Here is a 24,257-nt window from a genome sequence, read left to right on the forward strand (position 1 = left end):
TAAAAAAGTTTTGATAAGCTTGGTTTAAATCATTTAAAGATTGCTGCAATGGTATGTTAGAAACCTCTGACAACCATTCTCTTTCTTCAGTCTTTTTAGACTGAGTAATAAAAAGCTTTTGTAGTTCAGAATTAGTAGATTTCTTTTCTCCTGATTTATACCTCTGTTGGCAGTAAGCTAGACTATCATTCACTCGCCACACGGACACAGCCAAATAGCTTGGCGCTCTCGGTATTTTTGTCCCGGGGTTGGATATATACGGTACTTAAATCTAGCTTTCATAACTTGACTTCCAAACTAACATATATGTTAACATATTTATTGAAAAAAATCAACCTGTAAAAAGTCGCCCGCTTATGGGCGAGGCTTGAGACCCATTTTTTCAGTCAGCTGAAAGCGAAGCTCCTTTGTAAGAGGAAATTGCTACAACGTAGATTAAAGTTAAAGACATCCAGTTCAGCAAATCGACATAAACTTAACCAAAAGATAGCAAGACTTCATCAAAAAATCTCAGACACCCGAAAAGACTTTCACTTTAAATTAGCTCATCATTTATGCGACCAAGCAGGAATGATATTTGTGGAAGACCTAGACTTGAGAACCTGGGCCAAAGGAATGTTGGGTAAACATACCTTTAGATGCAGGGTTCGGTCAGTTTTTCAATATCTTGGCTTGGGTATGCAGGAAATGAGGGGTATATTTTGGCAAGGTAGACTATAGATATACCAGTCAAATTTGTCCGAATTGTGGAACCCATACAGGTAAAAAAGACCTGTCTGAGCGCGAACATAAATGTCCTGAATGTCACTACGAAATGAACCGGGATGTAGCAGCAGCAAAAGTAATTTGTCATCGAGGTGTAACTGCGGCCCTTGCAGATCGTAGAGCAAATTGACTGTGTAGGCGTACTGTCGGGGGTTGTTTTCAACCTAGATAAGTGCCACTCAAGCAGTAACCCTAAATCGTGAGGTTTGCGAATCTCCCGTTATAATCTTTGATTTAACAGGAGAGAATGTCAAATTTGTGGATATATCCTTAAATAAGTAGTAGCAAAATTTCTAGTATATTTATGAAAGTTAATCTACATTCAGTTCTTAACGATACCAATATTGACGCCACTAAATCTTCATCTCAACGTCAACTGGCCATATCTATTTCGGCTCTAGCTGATGAGCTAGAAAGAAATGTACCATTAAACCTATGTTTGATTTTAGACCATAGTGGTTCTATGGAAGGAAGGCCACTGGAAACTGTAAAACAAGCAGCAGGACAGCTTGTAGATAAATTGAAGGAGGGCGATCGCCTTTCAGTTGTGTCTTTTGACCATAGAGCTAAAGTGATTGTTTCTAATCAAGTTATTAATGACCCTGCTAGTATTAAGCGTGAGATTAACAAATTAAGGTCCTCTGGTGGTACAGCTATTGATGAGGGTTTGAAGTTAGGAATAGAGGAGTTAGATAAAGGTCAAAAAGACGCTATTTCCCAGGCTTTTATATTAACTGATGGGGAAAATGAACATGGAGATAATGACCGTTGTTTGAAGTTGGCAAAGTTGGCCACTGATTATAGTATGACTCTAAATTCCCTGGGATTTGGTGATGATTGGAATCAAGATGTTCTAGAAAAAATAGCTGATGCGGGTGGGGGGACTCTTGCTTATATTCAACGTCCAGAACAGGCAATAGAGGAATTTGGTAGACTGTTTAACAGGATTCAGTCTGTGGGACTTACTAATTCTTATTTGCGACTATCTTTGATGCCTAGAGTTAGATTAGCAGAACTTAAACCTATTGCACAAGTAGCTCCAGATACTATTGAATTGCCCGTACAAAAAGAGAACGACCGCTTTATGGTCAGATTGGGAGATTTAATGAAAGATGTGGAAAGGGTAGTTCTAATTAATCTTTATATTGGGAAATTACCTGAAGGAAAACAGGCGATCGCCCAATTACAAATTCGTTATGATGACCCTGCTCAAAGTAAGGAAGATTTACTTTCTGAACCGATATTAGTTGAAGCTAATGTTATGCAAAAATATCAGCCTCAAATTAATTCTGAAGTACAAAATCATATTTTAGCTCTAGCAAAATATAGGCAAACTCAAATAGCTGAAACAAAATTGCAGCAAGGCGATCGTTCTGGTGCTGCTACGATGTTACAAACGGCTGCTAAAACAGCATTACAAATGGGAGATACAGGGGCAGCAACTGTTTTACAAACAAGCGCTACTCGTTTACAAGATGGAGAAGAACTTTCTGAAGCAGATAGGAAAAAAACTAGAATTGTTTCTAAAACAATTTTAAAGTAATTTAAATTAAAGAATACTTTTTTATTAGTTTAGCCAGGTAATTTTTTCCTGGCTAATACTTTAATATAATGTCCAGTTGAACAGTTATAACTTACATTCCGCACTTCAATTTGTATCATTAAAAGTAGTATATAACCCACATTCCGCACTTCAATTTGTAACATAGAAATTAGTATAAAATCCGTAGCCAACTTAAGTATTTATACTATTTGATCACTATAATTTATAGCAATGTGCGCTGGCATATTTACAAATTTCAGGAACTGTCCAATAGCTAAAAGTTTTATATTATCAGCTTTTTATCCCCACTACTGCCTATTGCCTATTGCCAGATGAGCTGCGCGCAGCGCTATATTTCTTACTTTTGACTTTTGACTTTTGACTTTTGACTTTCATTTTTCTACTACATTTTGTCGTGCGGAATGTGGGTTTCAAGAGCGTATTTGTGTAGTACTTAACATAAAACTTGACAAAAATATCATTTGATGTATTAGGGGGTGAAAGCTCCTAGTGTCGTTGCGATCGCAACGACAAAAAACAACTTTTAGGAGTACACAAGTTAGTCAATTTGTCAAAGCTTGTAAAACCAACAAAATGCTCGTAAGCTTGTGATAATAGGCATTATCCACTAAGGAAAAAATTCATCAATATTTAAAACTCTCAATCCTATTTTAAGTTCAGTTTGACTACTCCCCGGACTGAAGTCACGGGGATTCTAAGCAGATACTACGCAACACCGATAAATCCGTGTTGCTCCGTTTCTTCGAGCGCTGACCAAAGATACACTCTTTGGGGACAATTTCATTGTGCCCCTACACAGTTGGCTTAAGTAGGGGCGATTCGCGAATAGCCCCTACAGCTTTGCGGCTTACTTTTGTGATTATATTTGCCGCTCCATTACAGTCTGCATTAATACACCAATTATTACCTGTTCTATACAAGCCACGCTTTATTCTTTTCGGTGATGGTTTCCAATCATCGGGTTTCTCACCATAAATAGGTAGATTGTCACCATCTAAAAATGAAGCAACACTTGTATAACTCTCTTGGTGTTTCTATAAATATTATTCCATATTCAGAGCATAATTGAGCTATTCTTTCTTTGAGTCTAGCTGTAGGAATTGGTACAAATTCTGAATTACTTTTTTTTCCTAATTTTATTTGATTTTTCTGGCCTTTATTCCAACCAAAAACAATTGTACCGAGCTGATTTTTTAAACAATTATTAATTACTATTCTAGCCGCTTTATTAATACCCAAATCGAATTTGGCGGTTACGCTTTTCTGTAATGGCAGCTAGTTTATTTGACCAAACACGGGGACCTTAAACGTGGCCTTTCGGTCAAATAAAGTACATCGGATTTTAATCCTTACATATTTTATTTTACCGAAAAGCAACATTGAAGCTCCCTGTGCTTGAACCGGGACATGAAAACAAGGGAATCGTTGAGACTAGACAACTTTAGTTGTCCTCTGTTACTATGATCAACAATAACTTTCCCAACGCCCGTTTCAAATGTACTCTTGTCAGCAAGTTTTAGTTGCTCAAAATCCTGAGTTAATTGCTATTTTAACATTCTTATGTGAACAGTCTCACAAGCTAACGAACATAGGAATATATTATGGTCGGCAATTATTTTTTAAGTCTCACAAAACTCTGGGCAAGTTTGACTTGGAAAAAGCCTATAAACACAACTATCATTACAAAGTTTTATATTCTCAAGCAGCACAACAAATATTGAGAACTGTAGCTGAATCATTTCGCTCTTATTATGGTCTTATTATTGCCTATAGTTCAGGAAAAATCTCAGACAGACCAAGGATTCCTAAGTACAGAAAAAAAGAGGGAATGGCTACAGTTAGTTACCCCAAGCAAGCATTAAAACTTAAAGATAATCAAATTAGAGTACCACTAGGGAATACCTGTAAACGCTGGTTTGGAGTAGATAACTTTTTAATTCCAATGCCTAGTATAAGAGCATTTTCTACGCTCAAAGAACTGAGAATATTACCGAGAAACAGATGTTTTACCCAAGAATTTGTCTATGAAAAAGAAATAGTAGTTAAACCTCAATTAAATCAAGAAAATGTATTAGGAATTGACCATGGTTTAAATAATTGGTTGACCTGTGTATCTAATGTAGGTACTAGCTTAATTGTAGATGGTAAACACCCACCCCTTTGGTTCCCCTCCCGGGAGGGGATAGGGGTGGGTTGGTACAACAAACAAGTATCAACTATTAAAGAAAATCAACCTTTGGGATTTTGGTCAAATAAACTAGCTGCCATTACAGAAAAGCGTAACCGCCAAATCCCTGACGGTATTAATAAAGCAGCCAGAATAGTAATTAATCATTGTTTAAAAAAATCTATTGGTACAATTGTATTTGGTTGGAATAAAGGTCAGAAAAATCAAATAGAATTAGGAAAGAAAAGTAATTCAGAATTTGTACCAATTCTCACAGCTAGACTGAAAGAAAGAATAGCTCATTTATGCTCTGAATATGGAATAATCTTTATAGAAACAGAAGAAAGCTATACAAGTATTGCTTCATTTTTAGATGGTGACTGTCTACATAATTATGGTGAGAAACCCAATGATTGTAAACCTAAGTCCTTCAGACAAGCTTTCCTAGGTCATGCTACGCAAACGCTTTTCATGTCGCGCAGCGAAACAGGAAAAAGAATAAAGCGTGGTTTGTATAGAAGTAGTAATAATTGGTTAATTAATGCAGACTGTAATGAAGCTGCAAATATCATCACAAAAGTAAGCAGAAAGCTAGGGTTAAACTTAAGCCGACTGTGTAGGGGCACCGCGGAAATTGTCCCCAGAGAGTGTATTTCAGCTAAGAACAGACGGAGCAACATGGATTTACGCTGTTGCGTAGTATCTGCTTAGAATCCCCTCGGCAACAGCTGCGGGGAGTAGTAAATACTTGGTATAGTTCGCGAATATGAGACAGTTGATTGCTATTTTAAAACTTATTTGATAGAGAATTTTTCATAGTAGAAAATATACATACAGAAAAATTTATACAGTATTTTCCAAGAAGTGTGAAGTGGATTGCACTTTTCCAGATTTCCTGTTCCATACAACCTCAAATTTTGTAATTCATCCAAACTAAAAATACTAAACTCTATTCTTGTGTTTACTCCTATATAACTATTATTTACGAAATTCTAATCAAACCGTTAGAATAATAATTTCAAATTTTAATTCACTTAATTTTCTACAATTAATTTATATACATGAAATACTAACAACTTTTCTATTTCCTGTCCTCAAAAACCCCAGATATATCTAGGGCTTGCTGATTAATTATCAAAGTATTGACTGCTATTGGATTGAGCGTTTTTCGGTTGAAAAAATTACCAGTTTTTCGGTGGAAAAAGCTGCATAAAGCTAGTATTCTGGGATGATTATGACAGAAAAATTGAGAATTTTTCCGACTACCTCCTCTAAATTCCCCGCCCCTCCTGTCTCCTGTCTCCTACCCCTACTAAAAAACTTATTCAGCAAACCCTATCTACTTAATAAAACAGCCAATTGCTGTAAGTTTTTAATCTAAAAGTAAAAATAGTTTTACAACAAGTATGAATTGGTTTTTTTTACAAAGTAAACAATGGTTTCAAAACTTATCTAGAGCATTAACAACTCCACTGTTTTATATTGGAGATAATCATCTTTCTATCAGCGCTATTGTCAGACTAATTCTATTAGCTGTAGCAGTCTTAATTATTGCTCGTACTATTGGAGAAGGAATTAAGAGATTATTACTAACTCGTATGGGTTTAGACCGAGGTAATCGAGAAGCGATCGCCTCAGTTATTATCTATATACTCGCCACTTTAGGGATTTTAATTGTTTTACAAAGAGCTGGTATAGATCTGAGAACTATTACAGTTTTAGCAGGAGTTTTAGGTATTGGAATTGGCTTTGGATTACAAAATCTTGCTAGTAACTTTATTAGTGGTTTAACACTTTTATTTGAACAACCTATTAAGGTAGGAGATTTTATTGAAGTAGATAATTTATTAGGAACAGTAGAAAATATTTCTATTAGGTCTACAATTGTGCGTACTCTTGACGGCATATTTGTAATTGTACCTAATATAAAATTTGTAGAAAATAATATTATTAACTGGAGTTATAAAGATCCTAGAAGTCGTCTTCATATGCCAGTTGGAGTTGCTTATGGTAGCGATCCACTGTTAGTAACGGAAGCATTATTAGCTGCTGCTCGGGCAGAAACGAGTGTATTAAACCGTCCTTCTCCTAAAGTATGGTTTAAAGGTTTTGGTGATAGTTCTTTAGATTTTGAGTTATTAGTTTGGATTGATCATCCTCAAGATATCGATATAATTCAAAGTTCTTTGAATTTTTTAATTGAGCATGAATTGACTCAGCAGGATATAGTTATTCCCTTTCCTCAGAGAGATTTATGGTTAAAAAATCCACAAGATTTGAGTACCTTACTTAACAATAGTATTGTTACTAATACTAGGGAAAGTAAAGTGTTTTCCCAAAATGGTGTTTCTTCTGAGCAAAAACAGAGTAGTATTCAACCTAAAACTAAAAAGTCAGCATTAAAATCACCAAATAATTGGACTTTGCGAGACTTACTCAGAAGAGTTACTTATTTTGAAAGTCTTACTGATTTAAAACTCAGAAAATTAATAGAATATGGTTATAGACAGTTATTTCCTGAAGGGCAAATTATATTTAGAGAAAATGATGTTGGAGATTCTTTTTACATTATTCTTTCTGGTGCTATTGAGGTGATTTCTGAAAAAACTGGTAAATATATTGCGACTCTTCACGAAGGAGAATTTTTTGGTGAAATGTCTTTATTATTGGGTTCTCCTCGTACAGCTACAGTAAAAACTATTGAAGATTCAATTTTATTTGTAATAGAACAACATGATTTACAAAGATTATTAGAAGAATCTCCTAGTTTAGCTACTGATATTTCTCGAAAGCTTTCTGAACGCCAACAGGCATTACAAGAATTAGGATTACTCGATCTTAGTTCTTCAGAAAATACTCCTTTTACCAAGATTAGAAATCGGATTCAAACTCTTTTTGGTATTTAAATAGGGCTTGCTGATTAAATATCGCGGGCATTGACTGATATTGGTTGTAGCATTTTTTGGTCTAAAAAAGTGCGCCTGTTTTCGGTGGAAAGAGCTGCAAAAAGCTAGTATTTTGGGACGATTATGGCAGACAAATCAAGAAACCATTATAAACGACTACCTCCTCTATAACTCCCCCTAAACTCCTTACTCTTAACTACTCCCTACTCCCTACTCCCTTCCTTCACTAACAGACTTTTGAGCGCATCCTGTCAAGGATTTTAATTGCCCTTATTATTCGTAACATTATGGTCTACTATAATAAATACTATATCTAATACTATTGGAGAAAAGAATATAGTACTCCTCAAAGTAGTTGTACAAAAAATATTTGAGAGTTAAGGAACGCTTAACTAAAGAAAAGTGATATTGAAATCTAGGATTTATAGCAGTTTCTATTAGGAGCAAGTAGTTATAATCAATATTTTATGATGTGTGATAAATAGGGCTTGCTGATTAAATATCAAAGTGTTTACTGGCAAAGGTTTCAGCCTTTGTAGGTACTAAGGGAGTACCTGTTTTTAGGTAATTCCAGTTCAATTTAGGAGCATATTTTGGGCATTTCGAGGGGTAGAAAACCAAGGGAAGATTCTTCTGGCTACCTCTTCTCGGAATCTCATTCCTCCTGGATTCACCGATTCTGTTTGCGGAGAATGACAAACGGAAATTCTGGCTCCTCCTCTGAAAAAAAGACTTTTGAGCGCAAACCCTAAATATTTATCAAATTTATATGATATGAAATTTCCACTCTATCCTCAAAAATAAATAAAGTTATAAAATACCATCTATTCCTGCTTGTGCTTCCTGGCGTAATCTAGAAGCAATTCTAAATAGTTCCTGGCCTGTATGTAAATAAGAATCATCATAATTTAGAGTAAATAATTCTAAATCTTCTATTCCATCACTAACTTGGTTTAAGCAATAATATAAATGAGCTGCTACTCCTGCAAAATTAGATGGATTTGGCTGAGAACTAAATAAATTATGAGCTTTTTTAAGCAAGCGCCGACAAGTTTCTAAATAATCTTGAAATGATTCCATTAGTTGGTCGTCAAACGGATCGGCAGCTAAATAATCAATTTCCTTTTTTAGAGGTTTTAATATTTGAATTATAATTTTATTAACTGGTTTATAAACCTGATTTAACCATTTTTGTAGATGTTCATCTGCATTATTTCGTCTTTTATTTTGCTGCTGATAATTTTGCTTCGTATTTGTATATTTCCAATCGTGTTGATTAAATTCTCGATCGTAAGATTTTCTTCGTTGGGGATCGCCCAATACTTCATAAGCTTCATTAATGCTAATAATACGTTCACGATCTGCTGTTTCGGTATTAACATCTGGATGAAATAACTTAACTAAACGACGATAAGCTTGTTTAATTTGTCCCTGAGTTGCTGTGGGATTAACATTCAAAGTTTTGTAATAGTCACCAGTTACCATAGAACTATTTGTACTCAATATTTACAATGGAATATAAAAATTTATATCCCCATTACTTATTCTATTCATTGTTACCAAGAATTTGCCAATGAAATAAGCAAACCTTTCAATTTTTAATAGTAGATTAAATATTTTAGATTCTAGATAGCAATAGTGAGTAGAAAATTATATCAGGTATTTTAATTTCCCATAAATATGAATTTTGCTAAATTTTGAACTGGGCTTAAATTTGACTTTCCGTAAGGTGGAGACTAATTATATTTTCTCCGCCGCAATACTTAGTCTTTGCAGAGCTTTAAATAATCTCAAATTAGTCAGGTACTTACCGAAAAGCGACGTTGAAAGCCCCCCGTGTTTTAACCGGATGAAAACAAGCGAGTCGTTTAGACTAGACAACTTTAGTTGTCCTATGGTATTTTCTGGATATACAAATGTTTAGACAAAAGTAAGCAGCAAAGCATGGTTTAGACTTAAGCTGACTGTGTAGGGGGACAATTTCATTGTGTCCAAAGAATATATCTTTGGTCAGCGCTCGAAGAAACGAAGCAACAAGGATTTATCCTGTTGCGTAGTATCAACTTAGAATCCCCTAGGCAAAAGCTGCGGGGAGTAGTCAAACATTGATTCTTATAAAATATCCTTATCCTTATCAAAATGCGTAAGTCCCACACTAAATATATCTAGTGCAGGATGGCATAAATAACTAACCAGTTACAAAATCCTAAAAGCCTTACCAATCAATAACTTTTTAATTTTTAATTTTGACTTCTGCGTAGCGGCACTAGCTGACTGCTGTAGCTAGAGTTTGTTCTGGCTCCTGAAAAAGTGGAGTACTTAAATAACGCTCCCCAAAACTAGGCTGAATCATTACTATTAATTTACCTTGATTTTCTGGTCGCTGACCTACCTTTATTGCTGCACAAAGAGCTGCTCCTGTAGAAATACCAGATAAAATACCTTCCTCTTTAGCTATACGACGACCATAACTAATTGCTTCACTATCAGCAACCTGAACTACTTCATCTATGATATCCACATTCAGTACCGATGGGACAAAACCTGCTCCTATTCCCTGAACTTTATGAGGTCCAGGTTGTCCACCAGATAAGACTGGACTATTTGAAGGCTCCACAGCGATCGCTTGAAAATCAGACTTTCGTTGCTTAATAATCTCTGCAATGCCTGTAAGAGTTCCACCAGTACCAACACCTGCCACCAAAATATCTACTTGGCCATTTGTATCTTCCCATATTTCTAATGCCGTAGTCTGGCGATGAATTTGTGGATTAGCTTGGTTATCGAACTGTTGTAACATATATGCGTTAGGCGTTGATTCAAGTATCTCCTGCGCTTTTGTGATACAACCCTTCATACCTTCACTACCTGGGGTCAAAACCAGTTCCGCTCCGTAGGCACGCAACATAGAGCGACGCTCTAAACTCATGGTTTCTGGCATTGTTAAAATTAACTTATAACCCCTAGCTGCAGCTACCATTGCCAGAGCAATGCCTGTATTTCCAGATGTTGGTTCAACTAATACTGTTTGACCTGGCGTAATCAATCCCTCACGCTCTGCTGTATTAATCATATTAACACCGATGCGGTCTTTGACAGAGGCAGCAGGGTTCATCCCTTCTAACTTTACTACTATTCTGGCTACACAACCTTCTGCTTGAGGAATACGATTCAATTGTACTAAAGGTGTGCGGCCGACTAATTCAGTAATATTATGAGCAATACGCATGATATATTTATCCTTAATAAATGGTAAATGGTATACTCAGGTCTACTTACTAACTTGATAGAAAATAATTTTTTATGTAGATTTCAAAGCTATTTTCAGCTAAAAGTAAAGTATCATTGCTTGCTCTAAAAATACTTTCTACTTTTTTTAAGAATTTCACATTATTAGCAAAAGTCTAAAATAAATTTATATTAAAAAGCGTTTCCGGAAGAAATACTCCGCAAACAGATACCTAATTCTATGGCACTACCTTTTTAGCCTGATAGCTATTTAAGTTATTTTCTATATTCTTAATAAGGATACCTAATACTAGCTATGATTGCTTGAGTTTCTAGATATCTTATGTACTGAATCTTACAGATTTATATATTTTTTCTTTTTCTTTATGTTCTTCTGAGCGTATTTCTGAGTGTATTATTTAATTAAAATTATTGAGTCAATATTTTATATATTCAAAAATCTTAAAATAATCTATAGTATTTATCGTAATTAAAAAAAAACTCAAGATAATTTGAAAAGGCTTAATTTTTCATTTTAACTCTCAGAACATTTAAGCGTTTTTAGCAAAAACCCAGTCACTGGGATATGTTCCTCTTTGCCTCAAAAAGAATTAGCTTGAGTTATTATTGAAGCATTTGCGAGGCATAGTAGCAGCTACATCACTCAAATCACTTAAGATGATGTCTTTGGTTATTCAGCAAATCCTCATTATTATCTATCAAGATAACTTGATAATTCAAGTATCGTTAGGGTGGAATAGCCACCGCTCAACTAAACTTACTCAAACTTACTCAAAGGTCTGAAAGTCTAGTCATTCGTAGTGGATCAACCACTACAGGGTTAAACGGCAAACCCTTTATTCCCTGGTCAAAGACATCAGGAATTACTTTTTTAATTATATTAAATGACCCATTTACATCTGCATTTAATAATTTCTTTTCCCTGGTTTTATACAACCCTCTTGTTACTCTTTTTCCACTAAATTTCGGTTTTTTATCTCCATATTTTGGTAAATCATCTCCATCTAAACAGCTCGATTGAGATGTATAAGATTCTTCGGTAATTATTACTTTTATTCCTCTTAGTTGGGCTTTATACGTTAACATCTCTATTAACCTATAGTGAGGGATGTTTACAAATTGTTGATTGTTCTTTTTCCCTAATTTTATTTCTTGTTTCCAAGTCTGATTCTGCCCAATGATTAAGGTTCCTATTTCATGGTTTACACACCAATCTATTACTCTTTTACTTGCTGTATGCAGATAGTTTTCTACTCGACTATTTCTTTTGTGAGTTAATTTTTTTAACCGATGAGAATTACTTTGATTGTGGTTGGTTTTTAGTTGGGATTGTAAATAAGAGCGTTGTTTATTATAAAAGGTGTTAATTGCTTTTAATGGTCTGCCTTTAATCAATAGAGGTGAAGTTCCTGTTTGATTTGTAGTTACAGCTATTAAGTTATTTACTCCTAAATCTACTCCTGCTATTTGTTGATTATTTGTTATTTCCTCCTGTTTTTCATAGACTATTTCTATTATGTAACAGCTACTTTTGGGGATAATTCTGGTTTCTATTATTTCTGTCTGTGAAGTGGGTATTTTTATTTCACTCATCGACAGATGACAAATTCCTTTTTTTAATGCTTTTTTATAAATTGATTCATCTGGATAAGGAAGAATATTTCGGCCTTTTGTCTTATGTTTATATTTGGGGATTTTTGGTTTCCCTAAAAATTTATTTGGCTGTTTTTGCCACTCTCTTAAGGCTGCAAAATAACTACTCCAAGCTGAATCTAGTCTCCTGATTATCTGTTTACTTACTTTGGTAGGTAAAGCTTGATAATCGTCGCTTTTAGATACCTTGTGATACAGTTGATTAAAATTTAATTTCTTTTTGTTTTCAAAGAAGTATTGACGATAATAATAGTTGGCTAAATTGAACAGATTTTTTGACAAAAAAGCCTTCTGGTCAATTTCGGACCACAAATCATGGGATTTGGTAATAACATGACGTTCAACTAGCTTCATATCTTAATTGTAGCTGATAGTGACTCAATGGATAGACGACTGAACAAACTTACTCATTTTAGTTTGATAGCTATAGTAATGAGTAAGTTTGATGAACTTTAGAGAAGTTTTGGCTTTCTGTCTTTACCCCTAATAACTTCAACTAACCACTAGAACTGGAATGTAGTTCTGATAGTACCGATAATTAATTCATCATTATCATCATCTTGGTTAGCATTTGTAATTACAGTCACACCAGGAGTAATCGAGATATTATCTGTAACTTGATATTTGTAGAATGCTTCTATGTGCCATGACATATCTTGTCGTAATCCCGATGCCAACCCATTAGGAACATCTAGTTCATTCATATAGGGTTCACGACCTACAACAATACCACCTAAACTACCTTCCTTAAACAGATCGGGGAAAGCAATATTTGCTCCATAACTCCATTGTTCAAAATCACCTAAACCAATGAGTTTCCCATCAAGATACATACCAAAGCCATTAATAGTTACCCAATCAGCTGCTCGCCAGGACATTTGTACACCATAAGCATTAGTCGAAACCGGTTGAGCAATATTAACTGAACCTGGTCGGCGGTCATTAAGTTCAGCATTTAAACCAAAGATAGTATTAGCAGCACCAGTTCCCACAAAGCCACTGTTTAAACTGCCATTATCACCTAGACCTGTAGCCGCACCATCATCATATCCAAAATTTCCTGGTCCAAAATAGCCTTTGTTGTAGGTAAGTCCAATTTGGAAATTTTTGATCGGAGTAAAGGTTAGTTGTGCTAGTGCAGCATAATCTCCATTAAACAGACCTTTTCCTTCGCGAGGATCTTCACCTTCCGCTGCTAAATAACCAAAAGATAGAGAAAATGGACTATAACTACAAGCATATTGGTCTTTGCAACCAAAATCATACTCAATACCAAGTCCTTTACCTCCCCCTAAACGATATATTGGACTCCTTTGACCAAAAGCGCTTAAGGAGCCACTTCCTCCATCATAATCTTCCATGTAAGGGTTGAGAGTAGGAACAAAGTCGTACCAACTTACTTTATTAGCAGCTATTGTTACTCTAATATTATCCCTGACTGGGAACTTATAGAAAAGTTTATCTAGCTCAACCGTTTCATCTGCGTCCTTAAGAATATTAAAGGTTTGCTGTCCCTCAGCCTCAGCTATCTTCTGGTTAAATGCTTGAGCATTACCTGCTTGTAACCTTGTAAATAATAAGTCCTCACCAGAAAAGCTAGTGTTGAAATCTAAACGTACCCTGTATTGAAATACCGTTTGGTCTTCGTCTTGTGTATTATCGTTAAAGGTTCCGTATTGCCCTTGGTCCTCAAAGTTATCAACAAGGGCAAAAATTACCTCACCTCTAAGTTTGGTAGTTGTCGAAAATTGATTGGCCTCTAATTCCGCAGCACGAGCTTCTAGAGCATCAACACGACCCCGTAAAATAGCTAATTCAGCAGAAAATTCTTCTTGTAATCTTTGTAGAATTGCCAAGTCTTCTCTACTTACTGTATCTGCTATGGCCGCCTGTAATAGTTCTGTAATTCTATCTAAGCAAGCATTAACACCAGCAGCAAATTCAAAACGGGTCAAAGCACGGTTGCCCCTATAAGTACCATCTGGATATCCAACAATACATCCATAACGCTCAACTAAGGATTGTAGTGCTTGAAATGCCCAGTCTGTAGGTTGAACATCAGAAAGTTGAGATACAGAAGTAACTTGACCTTTTGTTTTTCTTCTTCCTCTATTAAGATTACGAAGACTTGGTTGACGAAGGTTACGACCTTCTCTTCCGTAGCGGTTTATTTGTCGTATGGTAGTTGCTGGCGCATTAGCAACAGAATTAGCTGAATTTGTTCCAGGGACTTGAGCTAATAGTTCAATTTCCTGTGTTTCTATACTTGTATCTTGGGATTGAGCAACCAGATTTGCTGATTGACTTTCAGTAGCTACAGCGGCTGAGGATGCAACAAGGGTTGCTCCTAAGACTGCTGGACTAAATAATAGACAATTCCAGAATTTTTTTGACATTTTCCCTCTCATCCTCACACCAATTAAAGAAAGACTGTGTGATGTTCTCCTACATCAAATCAAATATTATGATCTAGGCATCCCTTCCTCACGGATAGGGTTTTCTGTTTCACAGGGAGTGTAACCACTTAACCCTCAGCAGACAGAGACGATAAGACCGACCGCCTTTTTGTACTAAACAATTCTGTACTCCGGAAAGTTCCCTCAAGAGTTGTACCTTTTCACGGGTTGAGGGCGAACTTCAACAATTGAACCCCATACTCGCTATTTGTTTTCATGGTTCTCTCAGGTGCGTATTACCGCTACTCCTGATATAATCAGAACACAAAAAAAGCACACAATGCAAGCTCTAAGCGGACGCTACGCGGTTTATTTGTTGGTCTGCAATTCCCCTTCAGTTAAAATTTGTATAATGGGAGACCCCTTGCCGACATCAAAGTTGGTGCTACTATAACATAAAATTTTTCGATGAATGGGACGTCGATCCTCATTCATTTACCGCCAATTAATTTCACACCAAATTGAAAATTATGGTGTGAGGCTTCTCGACGGTTTAGCTAAGCTGAGGATTATTAAACCACCAGCTTAACTACATAAATATATTAGTAGGTAGTTGAGAGAAAGGTTATCACAATTTTTTTTTATCAACAACCTCTATACAGAATTTTTTTATTCTGTTAACTATGGCCTAATTAATTTGAAATTTCTGTATTTATAATTATTAAGTGCAAATTTTGACTTTTTTGAGTTTACCCAAAAATTCAGGTATAAAGCCTCTCCATTCATGCAGAAAAAAGCGGTCAAGAGATGGCGGAGCGTGGAGCGACTCCGATCAGAGCAGGTCCCCTCGCCATATCCATAAGACCAAGAGAAGAAAAAAATCCTTTGATCCAATCCTCTGGATTTATCAGAAGAGGTAATTCTAAATTTTAAATTCTAAATTCTAAATTCTTGAATTTATTTGCTGTGCCCTAGTATGGAGAAGACTTCTCGTTGTTCAAATAGTTCCAAGAAGTTGCTATTAATTTTATTCTTGGCTGCTTCATGACGCATAATTTTGAGAGCAGCTTCTACAGGCAAACCTTGTTTGTAGGGGCGATCGCCTGCTGTCAAAGCATCATATATATCTGCAATCACCATAATCTGGGCTTGAATAGGAATATCTTTTTGCTTTAGTCCCCTTGGATAACCACTACCGTCCAATTTTTCATGATGTCCATAAGCAATTTCTGGAATTTGCTGTAAGTTACTTGTCCACGGAATCCGCTTCAGAAATTCGTAAGAATGAGTTACATGAGATTCTATAGCTTTTCTTTCTTCAACAGTCAAGTTACCTCGAGGAACTGCAAGTTGAGCCATTTCCTCTGGTGTAATTAATGACTTGATTTTACCATCTATGTCTTTGTAGGTGTAAAGCAATACTTGCTTCAGTTGTTTCAGTGGTTCTTCTGCTGTTATTGTTGGCTCGTTAGCGGTTAATACTATTTGCCAATAGTTATGAAGTTTAGCTATGGCTGTTTCTAGTTCTAAATCCAGATTTTCAATTTTTTGGCATAGAGGACAATTGTCTTGAGTATGTTGTTGAGATATGTCAGATAAATGTCCGAGTAACTGTTTGTACTTGGTTTGAGCGTACTCCATCTCCAAGGTACGTTGAGCAACAGAAAATCTTTGCTCGATCAGCTCTAATTGTTCTTCATAAAGTTTTTTACGTTTTGTTAATATTGCCTCTGGGACTCCAATTTTACCGAAATCATGTAGCAAAGCAGCATACCGAACTTCTTTAATTTGCCTGTCGTCAAAGGAGATACCCCATAAAGGCCCGCTAGTAATAGTATTAACTTCTTGACACAAGCTCACTGTTAATTTTGCTACTCGCTCTGAATGACCTGATGTACATAGGTCTCTAGCTTCTATTGCTTGAACTGATGCTTTGACAAAACCTTCAAATAGATTTTCAATATTTTCTTGTAAATGATTTCTTTCTATTGATATGGCTGCTTGAGAGGCAAGAGAACTTACTATTCGTTCTTCCCATGGAGAGTATGGCTGAATGAATTCTTGAAAATTCTTCGCTGTTAATACTGCACTTGAGTTAATCTTGCGATTAATTAATTGGAGTACTCCAATTATTTCTTGAGACCTATTTTGCATAGGTAAAACTAACACAGAACAGGTGCGATAACCAGTATTTTTGTCGAAGTTTTTGTCAAATTTATAAGGTACACTTAAAGGTAAATTATATGCATCTGATAAGTTTAAACTTTCACCTGTAAGGGCAACATATCCTGCCAAGCTTTTCGGTGTCATATTGACAGCTAGTTCTTGGAAAGAAAAGTTTGGCAACGAATCGTTTTGCGCTACCTTGAATAATAACCTAGATGGTTGATTTCCTTTTTTTTCTACTAGATAGACGCTACCTGCATCACTACAAGTTATCTCCCGACTTTTGGATAAAATTAAATTTAAAAGATCACCCAAATCGTAAGTATCTGAAAGGGCAGCACCAATATCTAGTAGCTGCTCTATCAATAATTCTGTGCCCTCGCTAGCGGACTCTTGCATCCACTTGAGAATATTTAGTTGGAACATAATTTCGGGCTATTAACTAGCCTTTATCCTGAACAAACTTAATTAGTGACATACTCCCACACTAAGCTGACGCTATAGTTTGGGCTTCTCGTTTCCCAGTCCCGGTACCCCGTCGGACTCCACGAGCTTTAAGGACGGAATGCCCTACCGCCCTATTTTTTATATTTATCGCGGCATTTAAGTCGCGGTCTATTACTATGCCGCAGTAAGGGCAAGAATGAGTTCGTATGTTTAATTCTTTATCGACTTTTTTCCCACAATTTGAGCAGTCTTGGCTGGTATTTTTGGGGTTTACTCCTATTCCTATGGTTTTCTGTCCAGCATTTCCGGCTTTGACAGTTAAAATAGTTAGAAATTTGCCCCATCCAGCATCATTAATTGATTTACTCAAACGAGTCTTTGCTAGCCCTTTAATGTTTAAGTTTTCATGGGCGATAACTTCAGCTTTTAATAACAATTCATTGGCTGTTTTAAAGTGGAAATCTTTACGTTTATCGGCAACTTTTTTATGTTGTTTAGCTACAGCTTTAACAGCTTTTAACCATCTTTTGCTGCCTTTCTTTTTACGATATAAACGTTTCTGTAGAGTCTTTAATCTCTGCTGAGATTTTCGATAGTATTGAGGGATGGGGACAAGCTCTCCTTCACTTGTTACTAAGAATTCTTTCAACCCCATATCAATTCCCAGAGTATTTTTTAATGTAGGTTTAACTTTACTTGTTAAAGCTGGAACTGATTTATCTTCTAGGGATAAAGTTACATAATAACCATCTGCTTTACGACTAATCGTCACTGTTTTAATTATAAAACCTTCTGGTATTGGACGATGCTGAATTAACTTTACCTTGCCTATTTTGGGCAAATTAATTTGATTTTCTTCAATGCAGTCAAGTTTTATTTGAGGATAAGTAAAACTGCGATAACATCCAATTCCATTAAACCTTGGTTTTCCTAATTTCTGTTTATTTTTTTCTGCTTTAAACCATCTATCAAAGGCAAGTTTTACCTGTTTTCTGCAATCCTGTAACACCTTAGAATGAATTAGCTTGTAGGAAGGAAACTTGTCTTTGGTATTGACCAAATCTCGCTTTTGAGAATAATAATTTGGATTATCTCTTAGTTGAGGAATTGGCATCACCAAGGGGCAAGCGTTAACCGGACAGCGATTTTCTTCCCACCACGAAAACCGCTCACCTAACCGATAATTGTACTGCCGACGCAACAAGTCCAGCCATAGTTCTATGGTAGACACTTGTTCTTTATTAGGCTTTAATTTGTACTGATAAGCCGTCCGCATTACTATCAACATCACTTCGATAATTGTTATGATAACATCAACTTTTGAGTCTGGAGCAAAAAGCAATATTTGTAAATTAATGGGGTGAGTACGCCCCATTAATTTACCAACGATTCATCTCGCGCCAAATCAGAGATTATGGCGCGAGGCTTCTCGACGATTTAGCTAAACTAACTTAAATTGTATCCGCTTAATAAGTGGGGACAAACTACCAGTTTATAAAGGATTGTAGATCATTTGAAGCTTGTCATTTTCCAAATTACCGCTCAACTATACTTACTCAAACTTACTAGCAAGTCTTAAAGTTTAGTCATTCGTAATTGGTCAAGCACTACAGGGTTAAACAGCAAACCCTTTATTCCAAAAAAATATCAGGAATTACTTTTCTAATAATATTAAATGCTCTATTCACATCAGCATTTAATAACTTATTATTTCCTGTTTTATACAATTTTCTTGCTATTCTTTTTCCTTTAAATATCGGTTTTGAATCACCATATTTTGGTAATTCATCTCTATCTAAAGAACTTGATTGTGATGTATAGGATTCTTCTGTAATTATTACTTTTATCCCTTTTAACTGAGCTTTACATCTTAACATCTCTATTAATCTATAATAAGGTATATTCACAAACTGTTGATTATTTTTTTTCCTAGATTAATAGATTATTTCCAATGCCTCATTATGTCCAATTATTAAGGTTCCTATTTGATGTACCTCATACCAACCTATTACTCTTTTACTAGCTGTATGTAGATAATTTTCTACTCTACAGTTTCGTTTATGAGTTAGAACATTTAACAAATGCAATTAGTTTTGGTAATTTTTTGTTTTCAGTTAGGATTGTATCAGGGAGCGTTGTTTATTATAAAAGGTGTTAATTGCTTTTAATGGTCTGCCATTTATCATGATTAAGTGCTACACCTGTTTGATTTCTAGTTACAGCCATTAAGTTATTAATTCCTAGGGTCTGTCATCAATTAGAACTATAAGCTTTGTGAGTCAAGGTTTTTAGCGTCTGGAGTCTTTCCAGGCCAAAAGTTCAAAACTCTTACTACGTAGTACTTTCAGATTTAATTGATGACACGCCCTAAGTCTATTCCTGCTACCTTTTGATTCTCTGTTATTTTCTCCTCTTTTTTATAGAGTATTTCAATGAAGTAACAGCTATTTTTTGGTACTATTCTCACTTCTATGATTGACTTTTGTGATGTGGGAATTTTTAACTCACTCATGGATAAGTGACATATTCCTTTTTTGAGAGGTTTTTTGTAAATTGATTCGTGAGAATAGAGTGACATACTCCCACGCCAACCTTAAGGTATAGCGTGGGCTTCTCGTTTCTGCTGTCCCGGTACCCCGTCGGACAAGCGCGTGCTTTAAAAACGGAATGCCCTACCGCCCTATTTTTAATATTTATTGCTGCATTTCCTACGGAATGCTGCGCAAACAAATCGCGGTCAATAATAACACAGCAATTGGCACAAGAATGAGTTATTTCTGGTAATTTTTTGGGGACTTTTTCACCACAATTTGAACAATTTTGGCTCTGTTTTTGAGGATTCACAACTATAGTCTTCACTTCCAGCATTTGCCTCCTAGATCGGAGCTGCGCTAACAGCTTTGACAATTAAAATAGTTAGAAATTGTCCCCATCCAGTTGATTGCCCAAGTTTTAGCCTTAATTTCTGCTAGAATAACAGAAATTTTTAGATAATGGTGAAAAACTCCAGAATAGTATTGTCAATCAATTGGACATCTAATCCAATTGATTTACCACCGATTAATCTCACGCCAATTTTTCAAATATGGCGTGAGGCTTCTCGGCAATGTAGCTAAAATATTTCGAGCTTTTATTTTGTTTGTATATTTAGTGATTTTCGGTCTGACTAAAAATTTATGGAACTATTTTTGCCATGCTTTTAAAGCTACAAAATAACTACTCCAAGCAGAGTCTAATTTTCTGATTATTTGCTTACTTATCTTGATAGGTAAAGCTTGATAATCATAACTTTTAGATACCTTAGTGATACAGTTGATTAAAGCTGAGTTTCTGTTTGTTTTCAAAGAAATATTGGCAGTGGATGGTAATTGGCTAAATTGAACAGGTTTTTTGACAAAAAAGCCTTTTGGTCAATTTCTGACCACAAATAATGTGATTTGGTAAGAACATGACCTTCAACTACTTTCATACCTTAATTGTAGCTGATAACAATTCAATGGATAGAAAACTGAAAAACTTAGTCACTTTAGTTTGATAGCTATAGTTATGAGTAAGTTCGATAAATTTTAGAGAAGTTTTCGCTTTCTGTATTTACCCCCAGATTATTAAGCGGTTACCTTAAATTTATATTAAACTACGAAAACTAACTTATTCTATAGCAGATATTTCTTTAGCCATGCTAAAATCTTGTTCTGTTAAACCGCCCGCATCATGGGTTGTTAAATTAATTATTACTTTATTATAAGATATCTCTATATCAGGATGGTGTTGTGATGCCTCAGCTGGATCTACTAATTGATTGACAAAACTAACTGCTTCAACAAAATTTTTAAATACTTTTACACACTGAAGTTTATTTCCTTCTAGCTTCCAGTCTGATAATTGATTGGTACGTTGACTAATTTCTTCTGCACTAAGTAATTCAGTCATAAAATTCTCCAAAAACTATCCGCTCTTATCATAATGTAGTCTTCTAGCAGATGCTTTAGTACTACTTTACAATAAGAGCGGTCTAGCGGGTCACCTTGATTGAAACCTAACTGCTGGGAGAAACCCCAGAACAGCTTAAGTTAAAATAAATTTTAACATCCCCACTAGGGGGAAACAAGCTAGCTACTAGAGTCCAGCCCCAGCACACAGCTGGTATTTTCCAATCAGGTGACCCAAGCGTTTACTACTATCTTGCATGGGCATCACCTCCTTATATCCCTAAGCGGTTATTAATAATCTTTACTATTAGATATAGTAGCACAAAAATTTGAGAATGCAATTATCTTGTGAATTTTTTTTGTTTTAGTTAAGGACTTAAATAACTTACAGCGCTTTTAAAATTGATAAGCCACATCGTCATAACCAAAATCCTGTAGGGGGCAAATAGCCAGGAGACTTCTACTGTAGTGCAACATTTAACCTTATCAAATCTATTCATCACTGAATATCTCTGATAATAGTATGGCATTACCGTAACGGTAAAGGCTGTTGCCTGCAAAGCTAATCCTTAAAGGACTAGCGCGTCCGAGACCTTTCTTCTCCTTTCATAACAGAAGAATTGTTTTCAGAAGGGTAGTGCTGGTATCCGAGCTAACTTCGCCTGGCAGGTAAAATCTACCGAACTGTTTCCAAAAGGCACTGTTTCCTATATTGTACCAGATTTAGGACTATTTTTGAGCGTTCAAAATCTCAAAAATCAAGGAAATGGATAGGTTTAACAAGGTTTTTGGTTAATAGTTGCGTCTCTACTGAAATGAAAACCGGTTTCAACAATTAATTAGGATTTGCTCAAAAAAAGCAAAGTGTGGGGAGTTGGTTCGTGTGGGAAGGGTGGGAAGACGCTCGAAAGTAGAAGGAATAATTGTTCGAGAGATTTTTCTGCCATAATCACCCCAAAATTCTCACTTTTTGAGGGTAATTGAATTAAAACAGGCACAGTTTTTTCTATTCTAAAAAGGCTAAAACCTTTATCTATCAATGCTTTGAGATTTAATCAGCAGAGCAATAATTATTAATTAGGGTTTGCTGAAAAAGTCTTATGGGCGAGGGTAGAAGACAGAAGACAGGAGACAGGAGACAGGAGAAATGGGAATGAGCGAGGAGGTAGGAGTAAGAATTGTAAGAATGATTTTTCTGCCCAACTCTTGCCCAAAATGCTAATTTTTTGACCTTGAGCAACCGAAAAGCTGGCACTTTTTTCAGCCTAAAACAGATAAAACCTTTATTTATCAGTGCTTTGAGATTTAATCAGCAGAGCAATAATTATTAATTATTAATTATTAATTAATAATGGCTCCTACAAATTAACAATGTAGGAGCCATTACAAGATTTAGAATTATATTCCTTAATCAGTTATTACAGAGCGTTACCGCGTGGTAATACTTCTTCAGGGAATATAAAGTTTTGATGTGGTTGATCTTGAGGTGCCATCCATGCTCGGATACCCTCGTTCAACAAAATGTTTTTGGTATAAAATGTTTCAAACTCTGGGTCTTCTGCTGCCCGTAACTCTTGGGATACGAAGTCATAAGCTCGTAGGTTTAATCCTAAACCTACTATTCCTATGGAACTCATCCATAATCCTGTTACTGGTACAAACAACATGAAGAAGTGAAGCCAACGTTTGTTCGAAAATGCGATTCCAAATATTTGGGACCAGAAACGGTTAGCTGTCACCATGGAATATGTTTCTTCCGATTGAGTTGGCTCAAATGCACGGAAGGTATTAGCCTGTTCACTATCTTGGAACAGTGTGTTTTCCACTGTCGCCCCATGAATTGCACACAACAGTGCACCACCCAAGATTCCTGCTACACCCATCATGTGGAATGGGTTTAATGTCCAGTTATGGAATCCTTGTAAAAATAGGATGAATCGGAAGATTCCTGCTACTCCAAAACTGGGTGCAAAGAACCAGCTTGATTGACCCAATGGGTACATTAAGAATACACTGACAAATACAGCAATTGGCCCTGTGAAGGCAATGGCATTGTAAGGACGTATTCCTACCAAACGGGCAATTTCAATCTGACGTAGGCAGAAGCCAATCAGAGCGAATGCACCATGGAGAGCTGTGAATGACCACAAGCCTCCGATTTGACACCAACGAGCAAAGTCTCCTTGAGCCTCTGGACCCCAGAGGAAGAGTATGGAATGTCCCATGCTGTTAGCGGGACTGCTGACAGCGACGGTCAGGAAGTTACAGCCTTCTAGATAAGAACTGGCTAACCCGTGGGTATACCAGGAAGTAACAAAGGTGGTTCCAGTTAACCATGCTCCAATGGCTAGGAAAGCACATGGGAACAATAGTATACCAGACCAGCCTACAAATACGAAGCGATCGCGTTTCAGCCAGTCATCGAGGACATCAAATGGTCCTCTTTGACTCTGCGGGCGTCCGACTGCTACAGTCATTACGGAATTCTCCAAATAATTATGATAACTACAGGTAATGTTTTTATCTCAACCTTCTCTTAATAATTATTGTTCTGCCATAGCAGAATATGAGAGGTTTTGTAAACAATGTTTAAATTTCTTTACCTTAGTTATCATTATATAGATAATTTCCCCTTGGAGCAACCCAAAAAAATAGTTTTTAGGGACAATTTGTTTTTTAGATTTTAGATTTATACTAGGAAGTTAAGTATTCTCAATTCCTATGGGACAAGCTCAGATAACTTTGTTTGAATCTTAAGTATAGGAAATAGAATTAGATCGAGAGCTGTCCCAAAAGTATTAAAGTACAGATTAGCAGTTGGATAAGTATTAATAAGATGAGTAATGTTAATAACTCATAAAAATATAGTCAAATATGACATATTCTTAATTTTGCAGGTGTTACCCTGACTGGGTGTTAGCGCAGCTCCTCCGGAGGAGGCACTACAACACCACGCCAGTTGCGTGACTGTCGGGAAACCCGCCCAACGCACTGGCTTCTCTATCCCATAGTCAA

General features: G+C 36.0%; 18 protein-coding genes and 3 pseudogenes. 4 read left to right on the forward strand and 17 right to left on the reverse strand.

Annotated elements, in window-relative coordinates:
- Both F6K54_RS02455 and F6K54_RS02460 read right to left on the reverse strand, forming a co-directional pair.
- Positions 1 to 202 (reverse strand): annotated as a pseudogene (locus F6K54_RS02455) (RNA-guided endonuclease TnpB family protein); the annotation flags it as partial.
- Complete coding sequence (locus F6K54_RS02460; RefSeq protein ID WP_293073970.1) at positions 190 to 282, reverse strand: helix-turn-helix domain-containing protein; 93 nt, start codon at positions 280 to 282, stop codon at positions 190 to 192. The pseudogene F6K54_RS02455 and the gene F6K54_RS02460, both read right to left, overlap by 13 nt.
- A gap of 117 nt (positions 283 to 399) precedes the next feature.
- On the opposite strand from F6K54_RS02460, the pseudogene F6K54_RS02465 reads away from it, so the two are divergent.
- Both F6K54_RS02465 and F6K54_RS02470 read left to right on the forward strand, forming a co-directional pair.
- Positions 400 to 968, forward strand: a pseudogene (locus F6K54_RS02465) (RNA-guided endonuclease InsQ/TnpB family protein); the annotation flags it as partial.
- A gap of 101 nt (positions 969 to 1,069) precedes the next feature.
- The gene (locus tag F6K54_RS02470) at positions 1,070 to 2,308 is read left to right on the forward strand and encodes a VWA domain-containing protein (protein ID WP_293073973.1); all 1,239 of its coding nucleotides are present in this window, start codon (positions 1,070 to 1,072) and stop codon (positions 2,306 to 2,308) included.
- Between the two features lie 29 nt (positions 2,309 to 2,337).
- Here the strand turns inward: F6K54_RS02470 and F6K54_RS02475 are convergent, their stop codons facing one another.
- Both F6K54_RS02475 and F6K54_RS42615 read right to left on the reverse strand, forming a co-directional pair.
- Positions 2,338 to 2,472 (reverse strand): hypothetical protein, encoded by a 135-nt coding sequence (locus F6K54_RS02475; protein ID WP_293073975.1) that lies wholly within the window; start codon positions 2,470 to 2,472, stop codon positions 2,338 to 2,340.
- An 844-nt stretch (positions 2,473 to 3,316) separates the two neighbouring features.
- A complete protein-coding gene (locus F6K54_RS42615; protein ID WP_366558032.1) occupies positions 3,317 to 3,568 on the reverse strand; it encodes a hypothetical protein in 252 nt (83 codons plus the stop codon).
- A gap of 256 nt (positions 3,569 to 3,824) precedes the next feature.
- Between F6K54_RS42615 and F6K54_RS02485 the strand changes: the two genes are divergently transcribed.
- Positions 3,825 to 5,207, forward strand: coding sequence for a transposase (locus tag F6K54_RS02485; protein ID WP_293073977.1), 1,383 nt, complete (start codon positions 3,825 to 3,827; stop codon positions 5,205 to 5,207).
- A 695-nt stretch (positions 5,208 to 5,902) separates the two neighbouring features.
- Positions 5,903 to 7,402, forward strand: coding sequence for a cyclic nucleotide-binding domain-containing protein (locus F6K54_RS02490; protein WP_293073980.1), 1,500 nt, complete (start codon positions 5,903 to 5,905; stop codon positions 7,400 to 7,402).
- Between the two features lie 810 nt (positions 7,403 to 8,212).
- On the opposite strand, the gene F6K54_RS02495 is transcribed toward F6K54_RS02490, so the two are convergent.
- The 13 genes and pseudogenes from F6K54_RS02495 to psbD all read right to left on the reverse strand — a co-directional run bounded on the left by F6K54_RS02495 (position 8,213) and on the right by psbD (position 23,719).
- Positions 8,213 to 8,887, reverse strand: a complete 675-nt coding sequence (locus F6K54_RS02495; RefSeq protein ID WP_293074098.1) for a J domain-containing protein — start codon at positions 8,885 to 8,887, stop codon at positions 8,213 to 8,215.
- Between the two features lie 781 nt (positions 8,888 to 9,668).
- A complete protein-coding gene (cysK, locus tag F6K54_RS02500) occupies positions 9,669 to 10,631 on the reverse strand; it encodes a cysteine synthase A (protein ID WP_293073983.1) in 963 nt (320 codons plus the stop codon).
- A gap of 791 nt (positions 10,632 to 11,422) precedes the next feature.
- Positions 11,423 to 12,658, reverse strand: a complete 1,236-nt coding sequence (locus tag F6K54_RS02505; RefSeq protein WP_293073986.1) for a transposase — start codon at positions 12,656 to 12,658, stop codon at positions 11,423 to 11,425.
- A gap of 149 nt (positions 12,659 to 12,807) precedes the next feature.
- Complete coding sequence (locus tag F6K54_RS02510; RefSeq protein WP_293073988.1) at positions 12,808 to 14,700, reverse strand: iron uptake porin; 1,893 nt, start codon at positions 14,698 to 14,700, stop codon at positions 12,808 to 12,810.
- Between the two features lie 957 nt (positions 14,701 to 15,657).
- Positions 15,658 to 17,292: an HD domain-containing phosphohydrolase gene (locus F6K54_RS02515; RefSeq protein ID WP_293073991.1), complete on the reverse strand. Its 1,635-nt coding sequence runs from the start codon at positions 17,290 to 17,292 to the stop codon at positions 15,658 to 15,660.
- 61 nt (positions 17,293 to 17,353) lie between these two features.
- A complete protein-coding gene (locus tag F6K54_RS02520; protein ID WP_366558033.1) occupies positions 17,354 to 18,688 on the reverse strand; it encodes a transposase in 1,335 nt (444 codons plus the stop codon).
- Positions 18,689 to 18,944: 256 nt separating this feature from the next.
- Positions 18,945 to 19,232 (reverse strand): annotated as a pseudogene (locus tag F6K54_RS02525) (zinc ribbon domain-containing protein); the annotation flags it as partial.
- A gap of 431 nt (positions 19,233 to 19,663) precedes the next feature.
- The gene (locus F6K54_RS02530) at positions 19,664 to 19,891 is read right to left on the reverse strand and encodes a hypothetical protein (RefSeq protein WP_293073994.1); all 228 of its coding nucleotides are present in this window, start codon (positions 19,889 to 19,891) and stop codon (positions 19,664 to 19,666) included.
- A complete protein-coding gene (locus F6K54_RS42620; protein WP_366558034.1) occupies positions 19,822 to 20,181 on the reverse strand; it encodes a zinc ribbon domain-containing protein in 360 nt (119 codons plus the stop codon). Before F6K54_RS42620 ends, F6K54_RS02530 begins: the two co-directional genes overlap by 70 nt.
- A gap of 314 nt (positions 20,182 to 20,495) precedes the next feature.
- On the reverse strand, positions 20,496 to 20,657 hold the full coding sequence (locus tag F6K54_RS02540; RefSeq protein WP_293073996.1) for a hypothetical protein: 162 nt from the start codon (positions 20,655 to 20,657) through the stop codon (positions 20,496 to 20,498).
- Positions 20,654 to 20,782 (reverse strand): hypothetical protein, encoded by a 129-nt coding sequence (locus F6K54_RS02545; protein ID WP_293073999.1) that lies wholly within the window; start codon positions 20,780 to 20,782, stop codon positions 20,654 to 20,656. Before F6K54_RS02545 ends, F6K54_RS02540 begins: the two co-directional genes overlap by 4 nt.
- A 179-nt stretch (positions 20,783 to 20,961) precedes the next feature.
- Complete coding sequence (locus F6K54_RS02550) at positions 20,962 to 21,243, reverse strand: 4a-hydroxytetrahydrobiopterin dehydratase (protein WP_293074002.1); 282 nt, start codon at positions 21,241 to 21,243, stop codon at positions 20,962 to 20,964.
- A gap of 1,417 nt (positions 21,244 to 22,660) precedes the next feature.
- A complete protein-coding gene (gene psbD, locus F6K54_RS02555; RefSeq protein WP_293074005.1) occupies positions 22,661 to 23,719 on the reverse strand; it encodes a photosystem II D2 protein (photosystem q(a) protein) in 1,059 nt (352 codons plus the stop codon).
- Positions 23,720 to 24,257: the final 538 nt, after the last annotated feature.

Origin of the sequence: Okeania sp. SIO3B5 (assembly GCF_010692555.1) — a bacterium.
GTDB lineage: Bacteria > Cyanobacteriota > Cyanobacteriia > Cyanobacteriales > Microcoleaceae > Okeania.

Coding starts and splice junctions, on each gene's coding strand:
- F6K54_RS02520 (WP_366558033.1), bottom strand. CDS start 18,688: ATGGGGCGTACTCACCCCATTAATTTACAAATATTGCTTTTTGCTCCA.
- F6K54_RS42620 (WP_366558034.1), bottom strand. CDS start 20,181: ATGCTGGAAGTGAAGACTATAGTTGTGAATCCTCAAAAACAGAGCCAA.
- F6K54_RS02470 (WP_293073973.1), top strand. CDS start 1,070: ATGAAAGTTAATCTACATTCAGTTCTTAACGATACCAATATTGACGCC.
- psbD (WP_293074005.1), bottom strand. CDS start 23,719: ATGACTGTAGCAGTCGGACGCCCGCAGAGTCAAAGAGGACCATTTGAT.
- F6K54_RS02510 (WP_293073988.1), bottom strand. CDS start 14,700: ATGTCAAAAAAATTCTGGAATTGTCTATTATTTAGTCCAGCAGTCTTA.
- F6K54_RS02495 (WP_293074098.1), bottom strand. CDS start 8,887: ATGGTAACTGGTGACTATTACAAAACTTTGAATGTTAATCCCACAGCA.
- F6K54_RS02505 (WP_293073986.1), bottom strand. CDS start 12,658: ATGAAGCTAGTTGAACGTCATGTTATTACCAAATCCCATGATTTGTGG.
- F6K54_RS02485 (WP_293073977.1), top strand. CDS start 3,825: ATGTACTCTTGTCAGCAAGTTTTAGTTGCTCAAAATCCTGAGTTAATT.
- F6K54_RS02515 (WP_293073991.1), bottom strand. CDS start 17,292: ATGTTCCAACTAAATATTCTCAAGTGGATGCAAGAGTCCGCTAGCGAG.
- F6K54_RS02545 (WP_293073999.1), bottom strand. CDS start 20,782: ATGAAAGTAGTTGAAGGTCATGTTCTTACCAAATCACATTATTTGTGG.
- cysK (WP_293073983.1), bottom strand. CDS start 10,631: ATGCGTATTGCTCATAATATTACTGAATTAGTCGGCCGCACACCTTTA.
- F6K54_RS02550 (WP_293074002.1), bottom strand. CDS start 21,243: ATGACTGAATTACTTAGTGCAGAAGAAATTAGTCAACGTACCAATCAA.
- F6K54_RS02460 (WP_293073970.1), bottom strand. CDS start 282: ATGAAAGCTAGATTTAAGTACCGTATATATCCAACCCCGGGACAAAAA.
- F6K54_RS02530 (WP_293073994.1), bottom strand. CDS start 19,891: ATGTCACTCTATTCTCACGAATCAATTTACAAAAAACCTCTCAAAAAA.
- F6K54_RS02490 (WP_293073980.1), top strand. CDS start 5,903: ATGAATTGGTTTTTTTTACAAAGTAAACAATGGTTTCAAAACTTATCT.
- F6K54_RS02475 (WP_293073975.1), bottom strand. CDS start 2,472: ATGTTACAAATTGAAGTGCGGAATGTGGGTTATATACTACTTTTAATG.